The sequence below is a fragment of the Pseudomonas sp. GW456-L12 genome (assembly GCF_059424045.1).
In genome coordinates this window covers 33,525-53,559 of the sequence record NZ_JBWKZA010000027.1, presented here as the reverse complement: position 1 = coordinate 53,559, position 20,035 = coordinate 33,525, and the positions used below count along the sequence as shown (strand labels likewise).

22 protein-coding genes, 2 tRNA genes and 2 pseudogenes are annotated in these 20,035 nt (G+C 61.1%); 14 read left to right on the top strand and 12 right to left on the bottom strand.

The features are described 5' to 3' along the window. Window positions 1-52: 52 nt before the first annotated feature. From AC07Y9_RS25535 to AC07Y9_RS25525, 3 genes are all read left to right on the top strand, one after another. Complete coding sequence (locus AC07Y9_RS25535; RefSeq protein WP_007921699.1) at window positions 53-514, top strand: hypothetical protein; 462 nt, start codon at window positions 53-55, stop codon at window positions 512-514. A 241-nt stretch (window positions 515-755) separates the two neighbouring features. Continuing rightward, window positions 756-929 (top strand): hypothetical protein, encoded by a 174-nt coding sequence (locus AC07Y9_RS25530; RefSeq protein ID WP_009044242.1) that lies wholly within the window; start codon window positions 756-758, stop codon window positions 927-929. A gap of 307 nt (window positions 930-1,236) precedes the next feature. Beyond that, complete coding sequence (locus AC07Y9_RS25525; protein ID WP_053261514.1) at window positions 1,237-1,566, top strand: hypothetical protein; 330 nt, start codon at window positions 1,237-1,239, stop codon at window positions 1,564-1,566. A gap of 158 nt (window positions 1,567-1,724) precedes the next feature. Here AC07Y9_RS25525 and AC07Y9_RS25520 read toward each other — a convergent pair whose 3' ends face one another. Next, on the bottom strand, window positions 1,725-2,111 hold the full coding sequence (locus AC07Y9_RS25520; RefSeq protein WP_053261515.1) for a YfeK family protein: 387 nt from the start codon (window positions 2,109-2,111) through the stop codon (window positions 1,725-1,727). Between the two features lie 69 nt (window positions 2,112-2,180). Next, window positions 2,181-2,378 (bottom strand): hypothetical protein, encoded by a 198-nt coding sequence (locus tag AC07Y9_RS25515; RefSeq protein ID WP_178082609.1) that lies wholly within the window; start codon window positions 2,376-2,378, stop codon window positions 2,181-2,183. Between the two features lie 336 nt (window positions 2,379-2,714). On the opposite strand from AC07Y9_RS25515, the gene AC07Y9_RS25510 reads away from it, so the two are divergent. After that, complete coding sequence (locus tag AC07Y9_RS25510; RefSeq protein WP_037033833.1) at window positions 2,715-3,107, top strand: hypothetical protein; 393 nt, start codon at window positions 2,715-2,717, stop codon at window positions 3,105-3,107. Between the two features lie 51 nt (window positions 3,108-3,158). On the opposite strand, the pseudogene AC07Y9_RS25505 reads toward AC07Y9_RS25510, so the two are convergent. From AC07Y9_RS25505 to AC07Y9_RS25490, 4 genes and pseudogenes are all read right to left on the bottom strand, one after another. Further along, a pseudogene (locus tag AC07Y9_RS25505) lies at window positions 3,159-3,320 on the bottom strand (DUF1993 family protein); the annotation flags it as partial. 179 nt (window positions 3,321-3,499) lie between these two features. Next, window positions 3,500-3,649 (bottom strand): hypothetical protein, encoded by a 150-nt coding sequence (locus tag AC07Y9_RS25500; protein WP_007921689.1) that lies wholly within the window; start codon window positions 3,647-3,649, stop codon window positions 3,500-3,502. A 189-nt stretch (window positions 3,650-3,838) separates the two neighbouring features. Continuing rightward, window positions 3,839-4,075: a YceK/YidQ family lipoprotein gene (locus AC07Y9_RS25495; protein ID WP_102680451.1), complete on the bottom strand. Its 237-nt coding sequence runs from the start codon at window positions 4,073-4,075 to the stop codon at window positions 3,839-3,841. A 215-nt stretch (window positions 4,076-4,290) separates the two neighbouring features. Further along, window positions 4,291-4,377 (bottom strand) — tRNA-Leu (locus AC07Y9_RS25490). Window positions 4,378-5,506: 1,129 nt separating this feature from the next. Here AC07Y9_RS25490 and AC07Y9_RS25485 point away from each other — a divergent pair. The 3 genes from AC07Y9_RS25485 to AC07Y9_RS25475 all read left to right on the top strand — a co-directional run bounded on the left by AC07Y9_RS25485 (window position 5,507) and on the right by AC07Y9_RS25475 (window position 8,492). Next, window positions 5,507-6,229, top strand: a complete 723-nt coding sequence (locus AC07Y9_RS25485) for a fimbrial biogenesis chaperone (RefSeq protein ID WP_102680450.1) — start codon at window positions 5,507-5,509, stop codon at window positions 6,227-6,229. Window positions 6,230-6,425: 196 nt separating this feature from the next. After that, window positions 6,426-7,358, top strand: a complete 933-nt coding sequence (locus tag AC07Y9_RS25480) for a fimbrial protein (RefSeq protein WP_102680449.1) — start codon at window positions 6,426-6,428, stop codon at window positions 7,356-7,358. A gap of 843 nt (window positions 7,359-8,201) precedes the next feature. After that, a complete protein-coding gene (locus AC07Y9_RS25475; RefSeq protein ID WP_102680448.1) occupies window positions 8,202-8,492 on the top strand; it encodes a hypothetical protein in 291 nt (96 codons plus the stop codon). Window positions 8,493-8,982: 490 nt separating this feature from the next. On the opposite strand, the gene AC07Y9_RS25470 is transcribed toward AC07Y9_RS25475, so the two are convergent. From AC07Y9_RS25470 to AC07Y9_RS25450, 5 genes are all read right to left on the bottom strand, one after another. After that, window positions 8,983-9,056 (bottom strand) — tRNA-Cys (locus tag AC07Y9_RS25470). A gap of 268 nt (window positions 9,057-9,324) precedes the next feature. Then, complete coding sequence (locus AC07Y9_RS25465) at window positions 9,325-10,458, bottom strand: MFS transporter (RefSeq protein ID WP_102680469.1); 1,134 nt, start codon at window positions 10,456-10,458, stop codon at window positions 9,325-9,327. A 115-nt stretch (window positions 10,459-10,573) separates the two neighbouring features. Further along, window positions 10,574-10,951 (bottom strand): VOC family protein, encoded by a 378-nt coding sequence (locus AC07Y9_RS25460; RefSeq protein WP_101339444.1) that lies wholly within the window; start codon window positions 10,949-10,951, stop codon window positions 10,574-10,576. A gap of 55 nt (window positions 10,952-11,006) precedes the next feature. Then, window positions 11,007-11,825, bottom strand: coding sequence for an alpha/beta fold hydrolase (locus tag AC07Y9_RS25455; protein ID WP_102680447.1), 819 nt, complete (start codon window positions 11,823-11,825; stop codon window positions 11,007-11,009). A 120-nt stretch (window positions 11,826-11,945) separates the two neighbouring features. Beyond that, on the bottom strand, window positions 11,946-12,854 hold the full coding sequence (locus AC07Y9_RS25450; protein WP_102680446.1) for a LysR family transcriptional regulator: 909 nt from the start codon (window positions 12,852-12,854) through the stop codon (window positions 11,946-11,948). Window positions 12,855-12,959: 105 nt separating this feature from the next. On the opposite strand from AC07Y9_RS25450, the gene AC07Y9_RS25445 reads away from it, so the two are divergent. The 6 genes from AC07Y9_RS25445 (at window position 12,960) to AC07Y9_RS25420 (ending at window position 18,283) form a co-directional block, all read left to right on the top strand. Continuing rightward, a complete protein-coding gene (locus tag AC07Y9_RS25445) occupies window positions 12,960-13,631 on the top strand; it encodes an RraA family protein (protein ID WP_102680445.1) in 672 nt (223 codons plus the stop codon). After that, window positions 13,624-14,283 (top strand): RraA family protein, encoded by a 660-nt coding sequence (locus AC07Y9_RS25440; protein ID WP_102680444.1) that lies wholly within the window; start codon window positions 13,624-13,626, stop codon window positions 14,281-14,283. Before AC07Y9_RS25445 ends, AC07Y9_RS25440 begins: the two co-directional genes overlap by 8 nt. Next, window positions 14,280-14,918, top strand: coding sequence for an RraA family protein (locus AC07Y9_RS25435; protein ID WP_102680443.1), 639 nt, complete (start codon window positions 14,280-14,282; stop codon window positions 14,916-14,918). The genes AC07Y9_RS25440 and AC07Y9_RS25435 overlap by 4 nt, the downstream gene beginning before the upstream one ends. Then, window positions 14,915-16,129 carry a pyridoxal phosphate-dependent aminotransferase gene (locus AC07Y9_RS25430; RefSeq protein WP_102680442.1) on the top strand — a complete coding sequence of 405 codons (1,215 nt, stop codon included), beginning with the start codon at window positions 14,915-14,917 and terminating at the stop codon, window positions 16,127-16,129. Before AC07Y9_RS25435 ends, AC07Y9_RS25430 begins: the two co-directional genes overlap by 4 nt. Before the next feature lie 182 nt (window positions 16,130-16,311). Then, the gene (locus AC07Y9_RS25425; RefSeq protein WP_102680441.1) at window positions 16,312-17,286 is read left to right on the top strand and encodes a quinone oxidoreductase family protein; all 975 of its coding nucleotides are present in this window, start codon (window positions 16,312-16,314) and stop codon (window positions 17,284-17,286) included. A gap of 58 nt (window positions 17,287-17,344) precedes the next feature. Further along, window positions 17,345-18,283 carry a LysR family transcriptional regulator gene (locus tag AC07Y9_RS25420; protein WP_053261528.1) on the top strand — a complete coding sequence of 313 codons (939 nt, stop codon included), beginning with the start codon at window positions 17,345-17,347 and terminating at the stop codon, window positions 18,281-18,283. A gap of 6 nt (window positions 18,284-18,289) precedes the next feature. Here AC07Y9_RS25420 and AC07Y9_RS25415 read toward each other — a convergent pair. Beyond that, a pseudogene (locus tag AC07Y9_RS25415) lies at window positions 18,290-19,170 on the bottom strand (LysR family transcriptional regulator). Between the two features lie 85 nt (window positions 19,171-19,255). Between AC07Y9_RS25415 and AC07Y9_RS25410 the strand changes: the two are divergent. Further along, window positions 19,256-20,032, top strand: a complete 777-nt coding sequence (locus AC07Y9_RS25410; RefSeq protein WP_102680440.1) for an NAD(P)H-dependent oxidoreductase — start codon at window positions 19,256-19,258, stop codon at window positions 20,030-20,032. The last annotated feature ends 3 nt before the right edge of the window (window positions 20,033-20,035 follow it).

Below are 20,035 nucleotides of genomic sequence, written 5' to 3'. Positions count from 1 at the left end.
AGCCGATTGCGTCTTAGTTCATGCAAACCTCTCCTTATCTATGGAAGCGATCATGCTTTTAAAGAAAAAAAATCTCGTGACTGCCGTGACCTGTGTACTGATGCTGGCTGCAGCTCCTCTGCTCCCCATGACGTCCGCTTATGCCAAGGACGGTGGTGGCCATGGTGGCGGAAATGGCGGTGGCAACGGCGGGGGGCATGGCGGTGGTAACAGTGGTGGTCATGGTGGCCAGGCAGGTGGTCACTCGGGAGGGGTCAGCAGCAAGGGCCATAACGGCGGCCTGAAAAGCGACCCAGCCGGCAAATCGGTTCGCAATCTTGGAGAAAATGGCAACCATTACGGCAGCATTCGTAATGACAGCAACGGCCATGGCTCGACCACTTCCGGCGTGGCTCATTCCAAAGATACCCGCGGACTGTCAAAAGCCACTGCGATCTCGGACACCACGCCCGGGGACCACAACTCGAAAGGCCTGGGCAACGCCAGCGTCTCCTCGAGCAAGAATGATCGATAGACCCAGCCTCATGCTCTCCAGCTGAATCGGTTTCAACACCCTCGTTTGGTCAGCATCGCCCCGCATGAAAAGCCCGGTCCAGCGCCGGGCTTTTTCGTACCTGCCTTCGCCCGGCGGCGCCCTCTTCTGCCCCCATGGCTCGGACACAGATGAAACTATCTTTAAGCAACCTTCATGAAGCGAAGCGTCTGAGTGCCTACCCTTGCGGGACCGACAAAGTGAACTACAGGAGTAACCCACGATGTTTTCCCATGAAGGTCTCGGTCTGATGTCCATCTTCATTGTCCTGCTGCTGTGCGTGCTGGCGATGTTCATTCATCCTGTGCACGCACTCTGGAGCTGGGTTCAAAGGCGTAGACGCAGGTTGTCGGTAGAAAACGCAGGGCGTGAAGGCAAGCCCTATTCTTCGCGCTGAACAGGCACCCATCCAACGAGGCCCGGCCATGTCCGGGCTTCTGCTTTCTTGCTTCTACAGAACCGCTCAGCTCTGGCTCAGGCGCCACCAGTGGGTACCACTCGTCCAGACCACGGGACCCTGCCCCGTTCCTCATCTACACCTTTAAGCATGGACTTCCGGTCGTATTCATCCGACCTCTTCAGCACCGCTCTTGGATATGGATAGAGAGGATCGGGCAGCCGGTATTCGATTCGATGGCACACGAAGCGCCATACGAAACCGCAGTACCCCAAGCTTCGGGCTTCATTTCTCAAGGAACGAAAAAATGACTACGAAATGCACGAACTGGCATGCCTGGTTGAACGCCATGCCACCCAAACCGGACGAGCTTCATGTCGTTGGAGACGTTGAAGTTGCCAACCCAGGGGTCGAAGCCTATCTGACGATGCGAACGCCACAAGGTATCAACCCGACCATACTCTTGCTGGATCTGCACCTGGTGCAAAGGCCGGGACAGTGGATTCAGCAACTCAGCTGCGCACAAGTCAGGTTCACCCGGGTAATGCCTCCCAACTCACCGCTCTATACCGCTATCGAGATCTTCTATAACGGTGAGCGAATCAAGTTTATCGAGGATATTCCGGTCATCTCCTGAGTGATTCATTCCGGAGTAGCTGACCTCACCCCCTGCCGCGACCGGCTGAACGTTGGACCAGTCGGTCGCTTGTTTCCATATCGATGAGCTGCGCTTTCCTGTTTTTCAGAAACAAAAAGCCCAGCAATGAGCTGGGCTTGTTTTAACGCAAGAACGACTCAGTGAGGCTGACGCAGCCTCTGCAGCTCGGCCTTCAACCAGGCGCTAGCCGGTTGCGATCCCGTAGCACAGTGCACCTCATAGGCCTTGCCGCTCATGCTGCTTTTAGTGGCCGCGAGGTCGATAAAGTCCTCCGCGCTGCTCACCATGTTCTTGCCTTCGAGGTAATTCAGTTTTTTCTCCAGGTGCTGCCGTGCCTGGGGGGCTGGATACTCGGTGCCATTACGCACGAACTGGCACTGGCTGTGCTCGACAAAGTCTAGCAAGCCCTTTATCTCCCGGGCTGCCTGAGGCGTCGTTTGCGCCTGCGCGTTAGTCGCCATTGCCAAGGCGGTGATACCAGCCGCCATCAGCCATCGAGCCCACTCACCGGTAAAAATTCGCATCCTTCGTCCTTGTCTTGAAACTGAGCAATATTGTCGGATCTGGCCGAGTATCACCCGGCACCAGGTCGGTCAAACTTCGATAGGGAAAATCGGCTGAACTTCCTGCTCCATATCCGCGTTTTCTATCGCGGCCTCAAGTTTGGCCAGGAAGGCTGGGTTCAATTTGGCTTCAAGCAGATTGACCTGCTCTACCGCCCTCTTTTGCTCAACCATCTTGGCAAGTTCTGCATAAGACAGTCTGGGTGCCGCGTTTTGAATAGTTATCACTGAGGCTCTTCCTTGGTTCATCCGTCCAGCCCACCAGAGGCTTGGCGGCAAGTGTATCCCCTGTTCCGCGCCCGTCCCAACTCATCCGGCCAGCGCTTGAGCATATCGATACTCAATATCTTCTTTTTATCGATACCTGGCGCATCCGGGCCTGGAAAGCCACGCCGCTCAAGCGCAGCCTTAAGCTGCCGCGCATGACTGTCCATGCCCAGGTCTGGCAGTGTTTTCGCCCTGCCATAGACCAATGGTGCCGCCAGTCGTCGTCGCAGCGTTGACGCTCTACCCCTTAAGGCGCGCAATGGCCCCCTAAAAATGATCGCCTTGGGGCCTTTCCAGATGGCAAAGATCATAGTGCTGGCCGGTGACTTCCCCCAGGGTGATGCGGAGTATCTGCGCGGAACCATCACGCTCAAGACTCCCAATAAACCTCTAGTAGGGAAAAGCTTTCTCGTCTCCGAATTCAAGGAACTCATCGTCGAAAATACCGATTCGAACAAGAACATAAAGAGTGCCATAGGCCTTGGAGTGGTGGGTGCCATGTTTCTTGGGCCGGTAGGAGCCGTCGCCGGCTATCTTCTGGCGGGCCACAATACCGAAGTGACATTTCTGGCCACCTTGAAGGATGGCCAGACACTGCTCGCGGCAACCGATAACGAGACCTACCAAGACATATCGGCGCGCTTCAACAGAAAAAACCCTCCTGACAAACGCGATAAAACCGAGCCTTGACGCCCGGTTCAGCACTTTTCTTTTAGTCCGCCTGGGAAATCAGACAGTCGCTTACTGCCGCAAGTAGGCGAACATGTGCTGCACATAGTCGGCTTTACCGAGCGGCACGCCGTTATGTCGCAGGATGTTGTAGGCCGTGACGAGGTGAAAGTAGAACTGTGGTGTCTCCCAGTTCACCGCGTACTCATTACCAGTCATACAGACTGCTGCGTTTTGCCAGCCAGCAGAACCGTCCCCTGCGCAACCGGCAAATATCGACCAATGGCCGGATGGCGGATTGAGAACCGCGCGATGAATGCGCAGGAATGGAAAAACAACAAGGCTGACCGGATTGAGCGGCCATTCACAGTCAGCCTTGTCGTTGGGACAGCTTCAACCCGGGAAACGGCGGATTACCATTGGCCCGAGAAGATGCAGGTCAGTGCTTCGATGCCGCTGAACTTCCACAGCGAGTCGTTACAGTCTCTGGCGAATGCGTGGGCGTTCGAGGCGGTGAGGGCCAAAACCACTGCGGAGGCGTAGACGATTTTCTTGAATGACATGGTGAATCTCCTTTTTCGTATCGGCACTTTCTTGTGAGAGCCACCCCGACGAGGATGGTCATCCGCACTATATGCCCGGCCTCGGCAGCAGACGATTAGGGCTGGTGTGCTAATGGCGAATACGCATCACCCCAGGCCATCGACAAATTGCGCAGGGCTCCCGCTTTGCAGACGAAAGCCAAAAACAGATTAGTCATTGCAGCTGTACTGATACTCGAATGGAAAAAACACCGTATCGACCACCAAGGAAAACGGTGCATCGATCAGTAAAAAGGGAATCAGCTTTCCATGGGAGGTGCCTACCAACCACCAGTCCAGGCGCACGCCCTTGTAGGGGCAAGGGTGGTCGTAGTCCATGCGCATCGCCACCGCGGCGCAGGCGCTCAGGCAGTTGACCAACACCAACAGAATCACTTTCCGAAACACCTAATGTCCTTATTACATCCATCTGCAGAGCTGCGTAGACGTCTCTGCAATACGCCAGTGACTTTTGCCCAATGGCAATGACAGAGAAATACCTCCGCCAGCAGAAAGGCAAGAAAGCCTCTCCAACCGCGTAAATCGCAGGCCGGATTTGAATTTGCGGGCCGGAAACGAACAAGGGTTTGCATCAGCTTTCGCCAGCAAACCCTTGAAATAGATGGTGCCCGAAGCCGGAATCGAACCGGCACGCCCTTACGAGCGGGGGATTTTAAGTCCCATGCGTCTACCAGTTTCGCCATTCGGGCGGTAGCGCGGTGTTGCAGTCTGAAAGGCTTGAGCCGTTTCAGTGCCTTGCGGCAAGGGGGTGAAATATATACATCCCCTCCCTTTGAAGCAAGTTCGTTGGCGTCAAATTCAAGACTGAATATCGAGCCTGCCCATAAACAAAAAGCTCCGTAAATCATAGATCTACAGAGCTGTTTCTATCGGTGGGGGCTACGGCCGGAACCGAACCGGCGCAGAAGAAAGCTGCATGCCACTGATAAAACCAGAGATGCCAGCAGGCTATCACACCAAAAAAATCATAACCATATGATTTTAAAAGAATTATTAATTAAGAGACAGGCAAAGGCAGATTTTGCCCAACCGGCGCAGGGATCCTAGGATGGCTGAACTCATGGGCCAGCGGAGCCGAAGACACAGGCCATAGGCCAAACCGCGAAGGAGCGATCAACGAAGCCTAAGGACAGAGAAAGAGCTGCATCACTCTTCCGGATTTTTTCAGCGAGGGATTATTCAAAGGCACCGCAACATCACCCGGCACAATATCGGATCTGAATTGGTGCCCACCCTGACCAGCTGTTGGCCGTTCAGCAATCCATCGTAAACACACCTGGCCGGGCAAGCGGGACCACTCTAATCAGAGCGGCCGCGCATGTCTCGAAGACAATTCTGAAGAAACCTGAACGGCTTGAAGAAACCTGGACGTAGCCGGCAGAAGCACGCGTGCGAGCACCTCGGTTGAGCGGTGATCGGACGGGCTAGCGTATCGACGCAAGCGTTCGAGGCGGGGCTGGCTTGCTGCTTATCCAACTCGGCGAACAGGGCACAGAACTCCCTTACCCGCCAAGCCAATATCTTGAACGGACTGCGATAGCGAGCCGGTGGATGGGACGCCATCAATATAGCGAGTAGGTCGCGCTATACCTGCCAAAAGTCACGGAATACTCCCGATTGTGCACTTCTATCCCAGGGCCCCAGGGGTCACCAGCGTTTTAAGAATCGACTGATACCTGGGAAAGTCCAGTGCCACTAGTATCCCCAGGCATTTATAAAGGCATGCGATGAAAGTCCCACAATCACCCGCATTGACTAATGAACACGCCATAAGAAAGAAGCGCACCGATGTCTCTTTCAACACTTTCGAGAAACTCCATGAAAAAGCCCCTTGCCATGAGTGTGGCATTTGCCGGACTTCTGTCGTTGTTTGCCCTGCCCTCCCATGCCGGTATCTCATTGAATGAAACTCGAGTGGTACTGACCGGACCGAAGAAAGAAACTTCCATGCTGGTGCTGAACGATGAATCGACACCCATCATGATCCAGTCCTGGATCGAGCCCTTCGGCACGAGCACCGATCAGGACGTCCCCTTTGCCCTCACCCCTCCCCTGAAACGCCTGAACGGGAACGCCCGGCAGCAGTTGCGCATTCTCTACCAAGGCATGGGGCTACCCGCGGACAGGGAGTCGGTGTTCTGGTTGAGCGTGCAGGAAATCCCCCAGAAGTCGAAGGATGAAAACATCCTGCAGATTGCCGTGCGCCAGCGCATCAAGTTGTTTTACCGGCCCGCCGGCTTGCCAGGCGACGTTGACCAGGCCCCCTCCAGGCTGCAATGGCGCAGGGTGCCCAAGGAGGGCAAGCCCGGCCTGGAAATAAGGAATGATTCCGCGTTTCACATTTCTTTCGGCACGGTGAACGTCAAGAGCGGTTCGAACAGCTATCCGGTTCCCGCGACAATGCTGCCCCCCTATTCAAGCCAATCATTCGCAATCGAGGGGGCATCTTCCCTGGCGCCAGGCGGAGCAACAAAGATCGAGTTCGAAAGCATCAACGACGATGGCGTAGCGGTACAGCACTCAGGCGACCTATCCAGTTGAGCCAGGTTAAAGATCAGAACTCTTTGTTTGTCGCTGAACCCGCGTCTTGTTATCGGCTGAATGCTTAGTGAAATACACACGTCGCCAACAATCTTCGCCTAAACAAAGAGATTCATTTCCGAACGCATGGAACCAGGGTGCGCAAGAGCGATTCACCCACGACCCCTATTCAAGGTCGATCAGAGAGAAACAGGCAATGAAAACCACAGCAAGAAAAATGATCAGCGCCCTGTTCAGCGCGCCGCAACTTTGCATCATTGCACTCATGGCCTTCGCCGTGTCGCCGTCGGCGAGGGCTGCGGATGTGGATGCATTTGGACAGCAACTGTCGATCCCGAAGAACACGGCCAGTGGAACCATACTGGCTCGACATTACATCACTCCGTCGCAGATATGCGGCCAATCGAAGTGCACAGCCACAAGGCTTGCCAGCTTCCCAAATGGCGGCGCATCAACCTCAACCTCATCAGTAATCACCACGAACGTCTCGGGCATATCGACTCGTTTGTTGATCAATGGAACAGCCTACGGAACTGGAGATTTCTCGATCGAGTTCAGCCAGCCAATCGAAGTGCAGTTACTCGGCGATGGTCGAGCAAATCTAGGCGGCTCCCTGGCAGGCTTCAACGCTTCACCGTTCTACTACTCTCTCGTAACTCAAGGACAAACGACCAAACTTTATATCTATCTGAAAGGCACTATCACCCCGATCGACGGCACCTGCTCGGTGCCGAACCAAACGGTAAAGCTACCCAAGACCTTGCTGAATCGCCTGGACCGCATCGGCTCGACAGCCGGCACCCAGAGCTTCCAGATACAGATCAACAACTGCCCCAAGGGCTATAACCGGATTGGCTATACCCTTGACCCGGTTGGCGGCGTGATTGCGAACTCGCCTGGGGTATTGCCGCTTACTGGCGGTTCAAGCGCGAGCGGCATAAAGATCCGGGTTGAAAACGCCCAGGGCGCTCCGGCAACCATGGGCTCCTCGGTAACGGTCGATGGATACAACAAAACGGCAGGTGGCTCGTTTGCCATTCCGATGCAGGCGTCCTACATCAGGACTGACGTGACGGCTACACCCGGAACGGTAAACGGAGCAATGACCGTGTTTCTGGATTATCGGTAACCCTTCCCGCTCGTTATAACGCCTGCTTTCTTCCAGCCAATAAAAAAGCCCGTAGATTATTGATCTACGGGCTTTTCAGTTTGGAAGCCGAGGTCGGAATCGAACCGGCGCAGGAAAACTTACAGCTCGACAGACAAAACCTTCTATTTCCTGAGCTGCGTTTAGTGCTCCATTACCAAGCCGAACTCTTCCTCTCTCACCGCCCTGCTCCTGCCCTGGGCATGCTGGCAGACCGAAACATCCGTGCCTCTCAGCTTCCACCGATTCGATTCGTCATGCTCACCCCTTCGACTGGCGGTGATGCAGCGACAGATCCTCAGTAAATTCGCCCCGCCAACCCAGACTCAACCGCATGACCTTAGCGCTGTAAAAACCCAGTTGGAAGATGTGCCCAAGCGCAACGAACGACCGCCGCAAGAGCATGTCGTCTGTCGGGTTCGATAGCCAGGCCTTCGCACCGATGGAACATCTTTACGCCAGGTTGAAAGTCTCGATGCAGAACCCACATAAATAAACGCGATAAAACAATAAAAAACAAGCGACTAAGACACTAACTCTACCACTCGTCGGAACCGCCATTTTATAAAGGTGAAGGTACCTTGCTTTTACCTGTTTACAGGTTTGACTGTATTCCTACCCATGATCGAAAGGAGGAAATAAAACATATTGGCGCAAGAAACTGGTACCGTCCTTGACGCCGATATCAATCGCCTTGCCATAATACTCCACAACATCTCAATGAGTTAACCTAACTGCTGTTTTTCAGTAGCAGTGGCAAGTCTGCAACTTGATTTTAAATAGGGAGCCAACTCATGGAATGTACAATCAAAAAGGAATATGAACATGAGTATCACAGTCACAAACGGTGCAAGTGCAGTAGTTAAAGTAGCCATTAGCACATGGCAGAAAGACGGCAATGACGATTTCTGGTCATTAGATCAAGGCGCAAGCGATACCTGGAAACGTAGCGACCCAAGGGGCTACTTGATGGCCGTACAAGACAAGTCCCGCACAACTGAATACTACGTTTCCTGCAACAGCGCCATCGTTATCGAAGACAATCTTGTCAAGGATCACGGTCGAACTCTTAACCCACTCATTTCGGCCGGGCAGAAGAACGTGGCAAATGCGTAACACCCCTCGGTAAGTGCATGTAAAAAATGGCCAGTATCGTACAAGATGCTGGCCACTTTCGTATGGAGAAAAAAGTTAACCACTCATCCGGCTGACGAGCACCAGAGTCACTTATATTTAGTTGAGTCCTTATTTCAAGACATCTAGACAAAATCACTTCACTGATTATCTCTGGAAACTTTGCGATAACGCCTGATACGTAATCAAAACAATCAGTCCTTGATCGCCGTCGCCAGTGATTCCGATAGTTCGTTGAGCACTCAGCCGGACACGCCTGGTGCCGGAGGCAGCAGGCTCGTTGGCGCAACAGGCTCGTTACAGGGAGGCGGATAAGAGAGGACGCATTTTGATGGCGCTAGCAGGTCACAAAAGAGTCCCGCTGAACTCATCCAAGGGATTTCTGGGAGGACAAAGCTCCACAGTGCCCAACTTCACTTTCCTCCAGCCAATAAAAAAGCCCGTAGATCATTGATCTACGGGCTTTTCAGTTTGGAGGCCGAGGTCGGAATCGAACCGGCGTAGGCGGATTTGCAATCCGCTGCATAACCATTTTGCTACTCGGCCAAACTTTCGATGCTTTGCAACCGCATCAAAGGCATACAACTCGAAGCTGGAAACCTGAACTTGATCTAGCTTCCAACCCTTTGAATTCTAAGGGATTTTTCGCGTTCCTGAATCAGGAATGGACGCAATTCTGGACTTGTTCGCCGGGCATGTCAAGAACAGGAATAAAATAATTCAATGCCCGGCGCCGGCATCCGTCGTGTCTGGCGCAAGCCCCCTTCCCTGCTTCTTTTATCCTGTGGCGGGCATCGACAGACTAACAGGACTGTCATGACGGTCTTTGCGGAGCGTGTGATACCAGCCTGATCAACCACCCCACCAACAGCACATTCAGCAGCGCCAGCGAGCAGAGTGTTGCCAGCACCCCGCCCGCCCCCAGCGCTTGCAACAGGAAGCCGCCGGCCAGCGGCGTCAGGGCCTGGCCGATCAGCGATGGCCGTGACATGCGCCCCATCAGCAGGACATAGTCCGCCGGTGACATCAGGGCCAGCGGCAGCAGGCCGCGAACGATGGCGCGCAGGCCATTGCCGGCGCCGTAAAGCACCAGGCCGAGCGCCGTCGCGCCAGGCGCCAGCGCCACCAGCAGCAGCCCCGAGGCCACCAGGGTGACGGAGATCAAGGCAGTCCACACCGGGTGCCGCTTGCGCGCGAATACTTGCAGCACCCGCGAGCCTACCTGGCTGGGCCCCAGCAACGCGCCAAAACCAATGGCCGCGGCCAGGGAATATCCCAGGCCCTGCAGCAGGGAAACCAGTTGCACGGAGATCGCCGTCATGATCACCGCGCCCAGGGCGAAGATCGTGGTCAGCAGCCCATAAATACGCCGGTCGATCGCGACCACGGCGGCAACGGCGGTTTGCTGTTTCGCCAGGGACCCGCGCCCGCGCGGCAATGCCCACAGGTACAGCGGCGCCACGGTCAGCGCCAGCAGCACGGCATACACCTGGCAGGTGGCGCGCCAACCGATGTGCTCGATCAGCAGCGCCACCAGTGGCCATGCCAGGGTGCTGGCAAACCCGGAAATCAAGGTGATGCCGGTGATCGCGCTGCCCGCCCGCTCGCCATAAAGCGCGCCCAGGCTGGCGAACAAGGCTTCGTACAAACCCAGCGCCATCCCCAGGCCGATCACCACCCAGGCCAGGAGGAACATCGCCAGTGTTGTCGAAGCGGCCATCAGACCCAGACCCGCGGCGACCGCCAGGCCACTGCTGGCCAGCACCCCGCGCCCGCCATGCCGGGCGATCAGCCGGCTGGTCAGGGGCGCCAGCAACGCCGAGACGAGGATGCTCAGGGACAGCGCGCCATACACCCACTGGCTGGCCCAGCCGGTGTCCTTGATGATCGGCCCGGCCATCACCGCCATCAGGAAGAACGAACCGCCCCAGACCAGGATCTGCAACAGCCCCAGGACAACAATGCCGGGGACGCCCGGTAACCGTGAATGATCGTTCAAGACTAATGCCGCCAGAGGGATGGGGATACGCAAGGCCCCGAGCCAACGGGGCGAAGCGTTTGCGCTACAGGTATTGCGAGATTTCGATCAGGTTGAGGTCGGGGTCGCGCACGTAGACCGAACGGATCGGCCCGGTGGCGCCCGTGCGCTGCACCGGCCCTTCGACGATCGGCCAGTTGTGCCGCTGCAGATGGGCGACCACTGCCTCCAGCGGCTGGGCACTGATAAAGCACAGGTCCAGCGCGCCCGGCACCGGCAGATGCGCCTTGGGCTCGAACTCCTGCCCGCGCACGTGCAGGTTGATCTTCTGGTTGCCGAAACGAAACGCCATGCGGCCGTTGCCGAAGGTTTCCAGGGTCATGCCCAGCACCCGCAGGTAAAAGTCCTGGCAGGCCTCGGGGTCCACGGTGGTCAGGACCAGATGGTCAAGGTGATCGATCAGCATGGGGCGGCTCCTCGTAAAAACGCTGTAGCGCAAGCGCGGCAGGTTACAGGCTTCAACCGGCGTGCGCGCCGGCCTGGAACTCGGCGATGTGCTGCCACATCGCCATGGGGTTGGAATACATCGGAAAGTGCCCACAGGCCGGGATCTGCGCCAGCCGCACGCCCTGGGCCTGGATATGCGCCAGGTAGGACAGATGGGCATTCTGCTCGCCGTACATGAACATCCGCGGGCAGCCCAGGCCGAGAAACGTGTCCATCAGCTCGCCATGATCCGAGAGCCAGACCATCGACTCGAAGATCCCGCGCACCGCGCCGGGGCGCACCTTGTGCCGCAGGCTGGCGGCATACAGCGCGCTGGCGTAGGCTGGCGCCTGTCGGGCGCGCTCGATGAAATCGTCGAAGAAGCGCTCGGCGTCGACCTCGGGGTAGTCGACTATCTGCCGGCTGAGGAAGCAGTCTTCCGGGGCGATATTGCCTTCGATATCGACGAAGCTCAGCACCCGCCCCGCAAGCTTATGGGCCAACATCAGCGCGGTCAGGCCGCCCATGGAATGCCCGACCAGATGGAAGCGCTCGATCTGGAAGTGTTCGAGGATCTGCAGCGCGGTGTCGAGCAGGAACGGGATGGAGATTCTCCCCAGGTCGGCACAATGGCTCGCGCCGCAGCCCGGCGCATCGTAGGCCACGAACGGCCGCCCGGCGAAAGCCGCCTGACGCACGATGTCGGCGTAGTCTTCCTTGGTCGAGCCAAAGCCGTGCAGGAACAGGATCGGCGCCCGCTCGCCGGCGCGATGCAGGCTGGCGATACTCAGCTCGACGCCCTGCACGGTCAGCGGCACCTGTGTAGCGATGAATTCTGCTTGCGCAGCCACGTTGAACGCTCCTCTGACGAATCGCCGCCGGCAGACGGTAACGGCCGGCGCATCGCGCACTCTCCGGGGACGCGGGACTTATGTAAATTCCGGATTCAAGAAGGCACCCATACGGCAAACCTATGGAACGTTGACCCGGCCCTTGCCCTGGAACTGCGCCACCAGTTCCTCCACCAGCGGGTTGGTGCGTGTCGGGTTCCAGGCCAGCGCGGTGGTGACCACGTTCAGCCGCTGGCTCAGCGGGCGCAGCACCACATTGCTCGGCGCGACCTTTTTCAAGGACGCCGGCACCAGGGCAATGCCCTGCCCGCAACTGACAAAGGCGATCTGCGAAGCCACCGAACGCACCTCGTGTAACACCCGCGGGGAAAAACCGCTGGCGCGGCAGGTGGCGATCAGGTTGTCGAAATACATCGGGCTGACTTTGCGCGACGACAACACCAGTGGCTCACCCGCCAGGCTCGCCAGGCTGATGCGCGAACGCGCGGCCAATGGATGGTTGCTGGGCAGCGCCACCGCCAGGCGATCCTCGGTCAGCGCAATCGAGCGTACGCTGCTGCCCAGCTCACCCTCCACGCGGGCGAAGGCCAGGTCGATGTCGCCGGCCTCCAGGGCCGGGATTGCCTCGACACTGTCGATCTCCCGCACCGACACTGTGAGCTGCGGATACTGGGTCTTCAGTTTCTCGATCAGCGCCGGCAGCACATCGAGCATCGCCGTGGTGATGGCGCCGATGGTCAGCACCCCCGACTGCCCCGCCACCGCCTCGTGCACGGCCATCTCCAGGCGCTCCAGCTGCTCGGCGAACTTGCGCACCGCCGGCAGGATGGCCTGGCCCACCGGGGTCAGCTTGGCACCCCGGCGCGAACGGTCGAAGAGCTTGACCTTGAGGGCCTGCTCCAGCACCTGGATCTGCTCGGTCAGCGGCGGTTGCGACATGCCCAGGCGCTTGGCGGCGCGGCTGAAGTTCTGTTCCTCGGCCACTGCCAGGAACAGCCAGAGATGACGAATCAAGCGAAAATTGATCATGGCGGCACCATAGGTTTTTCGTATGCAAGGCTTACTTGATTCGTAATATACCTATCAAATGCGCTCGTCGACACTGGGGCCCTCCGTCACCACAGGGGTTACCCCATGAGCACTGCCACCTTGCTTGATCGCCTGACGGCGCTGGACACCAACACGGTGTCCGACGCCCTCGATTTCCTTGGCCTGCCCGGCGCCACCGTCGGCCTGCGGCCGTTGTGGGACTGCCCGAAGATCGTCGGCCGCGCCAGCACCGTGCTGCTGGGCGCCAAGACCGACAGCGCACCGACCGTGCACCTGATTTCCCCGGTGGTCGAACGGATCGCCAGCGCCGATCGCATCCTGGTGATCGCCGGCGGCCTGGAAGGCATTTCCTGCTGGGGCGACATCCTCGCCAACGCGGCGCAGCACAAACGGATCCGCGGCAGCGTGATCGACGGTTACAGCCGTGACATCGACGGCAGCGCCGCCATCGGCTACCCGGTCTATGGCCGTGGCGTGACCATGATCAGCGCGCGCAACCGGGTGATCCAGCTCGACGCCGGCGTGCCGGTGCAGATTGCCGGGGTCCAAGTAAGCGAAGACGACTACGTGATCGCCGACCGCTGCGGCACGGTGTTTGTCGCCGCCCGGCATATCGAAAAAGTCCTCGACCTGGGCGAGCGCATCGACCGTCGCCAGCACGCCATGGTCGAGGCGGTGCGCGCTGGCCGCTCGGTCGCCGAGGTGATGCATGACCGCCAGTTCGAAGCCATCGCGGTGGAGCACGCACATGAATGATCAGCAACTGGTCGAGCTGTTCGCCGGCCTGGATACCCCCGGCGTCTCCGATGCCCTGGACAAGCTCGGCCTGCCCGGCCAGTGCCTGGGCATCGCGCCGCTGGACAACTACCGCCAGGTGGTGGTCGGCCCGGCGTTCACCGTGCAGTACGTCTCGGCCAGCGTGCCACCCGGCACCGTCGGTGACTTCATCGACGACGTGGCCCCGGGCGACGTGGTGGTGATTGCCAACGGCGGCCGCACCGACTGCACCGTCTGGGGCGACATCATGACCCAGTACGCCGGCAGCCGACGGATCGCCGCCACGGTGATCGACGGTGTCTGCCGCGATGTCAGCAAGGCCCTGGGCGACGGCTATCCACTGTTCAGCCAGGGCCGCTTCATGCGCACCGGCAAGGACCGGGTGCAAGTGCAGTCGGTGAACCAGCCGGTGTCCATCGGCGGCGCCCGGGTCTGTGCCCGCGACATCGTGGTCGCCGACGCCAACGGCGTGGTGGTGGTGCCCCGCGCCCGCGCCGCCGAAGTGGCGGCCTGTGCCCGCCAGATCGAAGCGGTCGAAGCCGATATCCGTGCCTTGATCGATCAAGGCAAGACCCTCAAGGAAGCCCGGGCCGCCCTGGGTTACCACCACCTGCAGAGGCAAGTCCGATGACCACGCTCCCCCTGCCCCTCGACTTCCACGAGCGGGCCAAAGTACTCGGCAGCTCGACGCTGTATGAAGCCTCGCACCTGCCCTGCGCCGTCGACAGCGCGATCCGTCCGGTCTGGGACGGCGCCTTCATCGCCGCCCCGGCCTACCCGCTGCAATGCTCGCCGGGCGACAACCTGGCCCTGCACCTGGCCATGGAGCGGGTGCCCCGCGGCAGTGTGCTGGTGGTGGGCACCGACAATTTCATCGCCGGTTACTGGGGCGAAGTGCTCACCGTGGCCGCCGAAGCGGCCGGCGTGGTCGGGCTGGTGATCGACGGCGGCGTGCGCGATATCGCCGCCCTGAAAAAGCGCCGGTTCCCGGTCTTCGCCCGCGGTATCTCGGTCAAGGGCACCCTCAAGGCCAGCGCGCCCTCGGTGGGTCGTCCGTTCAATTTCAATGGTGCCTGGGTCGCGCCGGGCGACCTGCTGGTGGCCGACGATGACGGCGTGATCGTCATTCCCCAGGCCGACGCCGCCCGCACCCTGGCCGCAGGCGAGGCCCGCGCCCACAAGGAGGCGCAGATGATGCAGGCGCTGAGCGAAGGCCGCTCGACCCTGGAACTGATGAACCTGACCGAGTGGAGAAGCCGCGCATGAGTAACGATATCCAGCGCCTCAACCAGCGCCTGGCCAGTGCCCGGCCTTCGGCGACCTACCGCATCATGGATCGGGTGGCGGAACGCCGGGCGCAAGGCGCGCAGATCATCTCGCTGTGCGCCGGCGAGCCGGACTTCGACACCCCCGAGCACATACGCCAGGCCGCCATACAGGCCATCGAGAGCGGCCATACCCGCTACACCCAGGTGGCCGGCGTGCGTGCGCTGCGCGAAGCGGTGGCCGCCAAGTTCCGCGACGAAAACCGCCTGGAAGCAGGCTGGCAGGACAGCATCGTCAGCAATGGCGGCAAGCAAGTGATCTACAACGCCCTGGCCGCGACCCTGAACGACGGCGATCAAGTGATAGTCCCGGCGCCCTACTGGGTCAGCTACCCGGAGATGGTCCAGTTGTGCGGCGGCACGCCGAACATCGTCACCTGCGACGCCGCGAGTGGCTTCAAGCTGACCCCGGCGGCCCTGGCCGCGGCAATCAGTCCGCGAACCCGCTGGTTGATCCTCAACTCGCCCTCCAACCCGACCGGCGCGGTGTACAGCCGCGGCGAACTCCAGGCCCTGGCCGAGGTGCTGCTGGCCCAGCCGCAGGTGCTGATCCTCGCGGACGACATCTACGAGCACCTGATCTTCGACGACCAGCCGTTCCATACCCTGGCCCAGGTCGAGCCGCGCCTGGCCGCGCGCACCCTGACCATGAACGGTGTGTCCAAGGCCTACGCCATGACCGGCTGGCGCATCGGTTTCGCCACGGGTCCGCGCTGGCTGCTGGACGCCATGGAAAAACTCCAGGGCCAACAGACCTCCGGCGCCAGCGCCATTTCCCAGCAGGCGGCGCTGGCCGCGCTGAGCGGCCCCAAGGACTTCATCCAGCACAGCCGCGCGGTGTTCCAGCGCCGCCGCGACCTGATGGTCGAGTTGCTCAACGACACGCCCGGGCTGCACTGCGCCCGGCCGGCCGGGGCGTTCTATGCCTTCGCCAGCTGCGCCGGGCTGATCGGGCGCACCTCGCCCGGCGGGCGTTTACTGGCCAGCGACGAGGACGTGGCCCACGCCCTGCTCGACGAAGCCGATGTCGCGGTGGTGCATGGCAGCGCCTTTGGCCTGGGCCCCTACATTCGCATCGCCTATGCCCTGGACGATCGATCGTTGCGCCAGGCCTGCGAGGCCATCCGCCGCTTCTGCAGCGCCGTGACGTAACGCTGCGCAAGCGCCTGCCTTACCCCCGGGAATCCCGGCCTCGCGCCGGGATTTTCCTGTCAACTGCTGCACCGCATGCAGCAGTCAAATGCAAACAGACCAGATTGTTGAGCCTGTAGCACAGCCCTATCCTCGTTTCCTACACCCTGCGCCCTACCGCAAAGCTTCCAAGGAGATCGAGCATGCTCACCCGCGTACAGCTTCACCAAGTCGGCGCCCCCCAGGTCCTGCAGTTCGAGCAGGTGCAAGTCCAGGCGCCCGGTGCCGGCGAGGTCTGGCTGGAGCAGACGGCCATCGGCGTCAATCCACTGGACCTCAGCCAGCGCAGCGGCGCGGTGCCGGTTGCCCTGCCCTGCGGGCTCGGGCTGGAGGGCGCGGGGCTGGTCAAGGTGATCGGCCCTGGCGTCACCCAGGTCCAGGTGGGCGACCGCGTCGCCTATGCCACCGGGCCCCTCGGCGCGTATGCCAGCGCCCGCCTGTACCCGGCCGAGCACCTGGTCAAGCTGCCGCCGGCGCTGGCCTCGGACGCCGCCGCGGCCCTGCTGTTCAAGGGCATCACCGCCCAGTACCTGCTCAAGACCACCTACCCCGTCGGCCCTGGCACCCGGGTGCTGATCTATGGCGCCGCCGGGGCCCTGGGCCAGTTGATGGTGCCTTGGGCCAAGCACCTGGGGGCCACGGTCATCGGCGTCGTCTCCAAGGCGCAAAGCATCGAGCGGGCCCGGGCCGCCGGTTGCGACGAGGTGCTGGTGTTCGACGCCGCGACCCTCGCCCAACAGGTCGTCGAGGTCACTCAAGGGCACAAGGTCGATGTGGTGTACGACCCGATCGGCCGGGTGTCCTTCGAAGCCTCCCTCGACAGCCTGCGTCCCCGCGGCCTGCTGGTGTCCTTCGGCGCGGCGTCGGGCGCTCCGGAGGCGGTGCAGGTCGGCATGCTCAACACCAAGGGCTCGCTATTTCTCACCCGCCCGTCCCTCGCCGCCCACACCGCCAGCGCCAGCGAGTACCAGGCGCGCGCCGCCGATGTGCTGGACGCCTTCGCCACGGGTATCATCCAGCCGCGGATCTGGCAGCGTTACCCCTTGGCCGACGTGGCCCAGGCCCACGCCGACCTGCACGACGGACGCGCGCAAGGCGCCATCGTGCTGATACCTTGAAGCCGATCCTTTCCGTCCCTTCCGGCCATTTGGCCGCACCACGAGGCAGCCCAGGCACATGGATCCGTTCGACAGCCGACAGGCCGATGAACTCGCCACCTTGATGGCGCTCTTCGAGCACGGCTCTTTCGCCGCCGCCGGGCGGGCCTTGCAGCGCCACCCTTCGGTGCTGTCCAAGCGCCTGGCGGCGCTGGAAAGCCGCCTGGGCATTCGCCTGGTGCAACGCACCACCCGGCAATTGCGCTTCACCGACGAAGGCGCGCGGCTAGTGGAGCGCTTGCGACAGGCGGCGGGCCTGATCAGCGCAGCCGAACACGAAGCCTCCCAGGGCGCCGCGCAGATCCGCGGGCGCCTGCGCCTGGCCTTGCCGGCCGCCATGGGCCGGCGCTGGCTCAGCCCGATCCTCGCCGAGTTCGCCCTGGCCCATCCCGGGGTGACGCTGGAGACCGAGTATTCGGACCGTTTCGTCGACATCGTCGGCGAAGGTTTCGACGCGGCGATCCGCATCGGCGAACTGGCCGACAGCCAGCTGGTGGCGCGTAAACTCTGTGCGCACCGGCGCATCCTCTGCGCGTCGCCCGACTACCTGCAACGCCATGGCGAACCGCGGCTGCCCGCCGATCTTGCCAGCCACAACTGCCTGGGCTTTACCGGCCTGCGTTCCTGGCCCGACTGGCGGCTGACCCGCCAGGGCCGGCTGGAAACCGTGCGTATCCACGGCACCTTGCAGAGCAACGACAACGAAGCACTGCTGGCCGCGGCCCGGGCCGGCGTCGGCATTCTTGCCGGCGGCGACTGGCTGATGAACCAGGACCTCGCCTCGGGGCATCTGGTCCGGGTGCTGCCGCAGTGGCAGCTGGACAGCGACTCGGGGATCTTCCTGCTGCGCCCGTCGGCGCGCTTCAGCAGTGCCACCACCCAGGCCTTCAAGCACTGGATCGAGGCGCGCTTTGCCCAGGGCGCGCCCTGGGAAACGCCGGCCAGGGAAGAGCCGTAGCAGCGTTCACAGCGAGGCGACGATGAACTCCCGCAGCCATTGATGGGCCGGGTCGCGGTGGCAGCGCTCGTGCCAGAGCATGGCCATGTCATAACCCGGGACTTCCAGCGGCGGCTCGACCACCTTCAGCGCCGGGTTGTCGCGCACCAGGCGCGACGGCAGCATCGCCACCAGGTCGGTGCTCGCCAGCGCCGAGAGGACAAACAGAAAATGCGGCACCGACAGCACCACCCGGCGCGTCAGGCCCACCTCGCCCAGCGCGCTGTCGGTGGCGCCGTGGAAACCGCCGCCATCGGGCGACACCACCACATGTTCCAGCTTGGCGAACTGCGCCAGGCTCGGGCGTCGTTGCAGGCGCGGCCCACCAGCACGTAACGCTCGCTGAACAGCACGCGGCGGCGCAGCCCCGGCGGCGAGTCCTCGCTGGTGTGCAGGGCCAGGTCGATGATGCCCTGCTCAGCCTGCTGGACCAGACGCCCCGGCTCCAATTCGAGCACCGCCAGCCGGGTTCCGGGGGCCGCCGCGCGCAAGCCGGCCAGCGCCGGCAGGATCACCGTCGACTCGCCGTAGTCGGACGCCGACACGCTCCAGGTATTGGCCGCCGCGCCCGGGTCGAACGGGCTGGCCGGCGACACCGCCAGCTCCAGGGCCTCCAGCGCCCGGCGCAACGGCTCGCGCAACTCGTCGGCCCTAGCGGTGGGCCGCATGCCGCGCGGGCCCGGCAGCAACAACGGGTCGCCGAAAATCTCCCGCAGCTTGGCCAAATGCACGCTGACCGAGGGTTGCGACAGGTTCAGGCGTTGCGCCGCGCGGGTCACGTTGTGCTCGGCGAGCAGCACATCCAGGGTCAGCAGCAGGTTGATGTCCAAGCGCCTTAAATTATTCACGACAATACCTGGGATATTAGATATTCATTTCCAATATACCTGGCAGCGACCGATCCTGCTGTCTCCCGACATTGGAGACCCTGTGATGAATGTACTTCTGGTGTATGCCCACCCCGAACCCCGCTCCTTGAACGGCTCGCTCAAGGACTTCACGATCAAGCGCCTGGGGGCCGCCGGCCACGCGGTCCAGGTTTCGGACCTGTATGCGATGGACTGGAAGGCGCCGCTGGATGCCGACGACAGCCTGGGCCGGGCGGACAACAGCCGCTTCGATCCGTCCCTGGACTCCAAGCGCGCCTTCGAAGAAGGCCTGCAGTCGGCGGACATCGCCCGCGAGCAGGAAAAACTGCTCTGGGCCGACACCGTGCTGCTGCAATTTCCCCTGTGGTGGTTCTCCATGCCGGCGATTCTCAAGGGCTGGGTGGAACGGGTCTACGCCTATGGTTTTGCCTATGGCGTGGGCGAGCATTCGGATGCGCGCTGGGGCGACCGCTACGGCGAAGGCACCCTGACGGGCAAGCGGGCGATGCTGATCGTCAGCGCCGGCGGCTGGGAATCCCACTATGGCCCGCGGGGCATCAACGGGCCGATGGACGACCTGCTGTTCCCGATCCACCACGGCATCCTCTATTACCCGGGCTTCGACGTGCTGCCGCCCTTCGTGATCTACCGCACCGGGCGCATCGACGCGGCGCGTTTCGCCACGATCTGCGACCAGCTCGGGCAGCGCCTCGACCAGCTGCAACAATCCGCGCCCATCGCCTTCCGCCCACAGAACGCCGGCGCCTACCGGATCCCGGAGCTTACCTTGCAGCCGGAGATCGCCACCGGCCAGCAAGGCTTCGCCGCCCACCTGATATAGGCC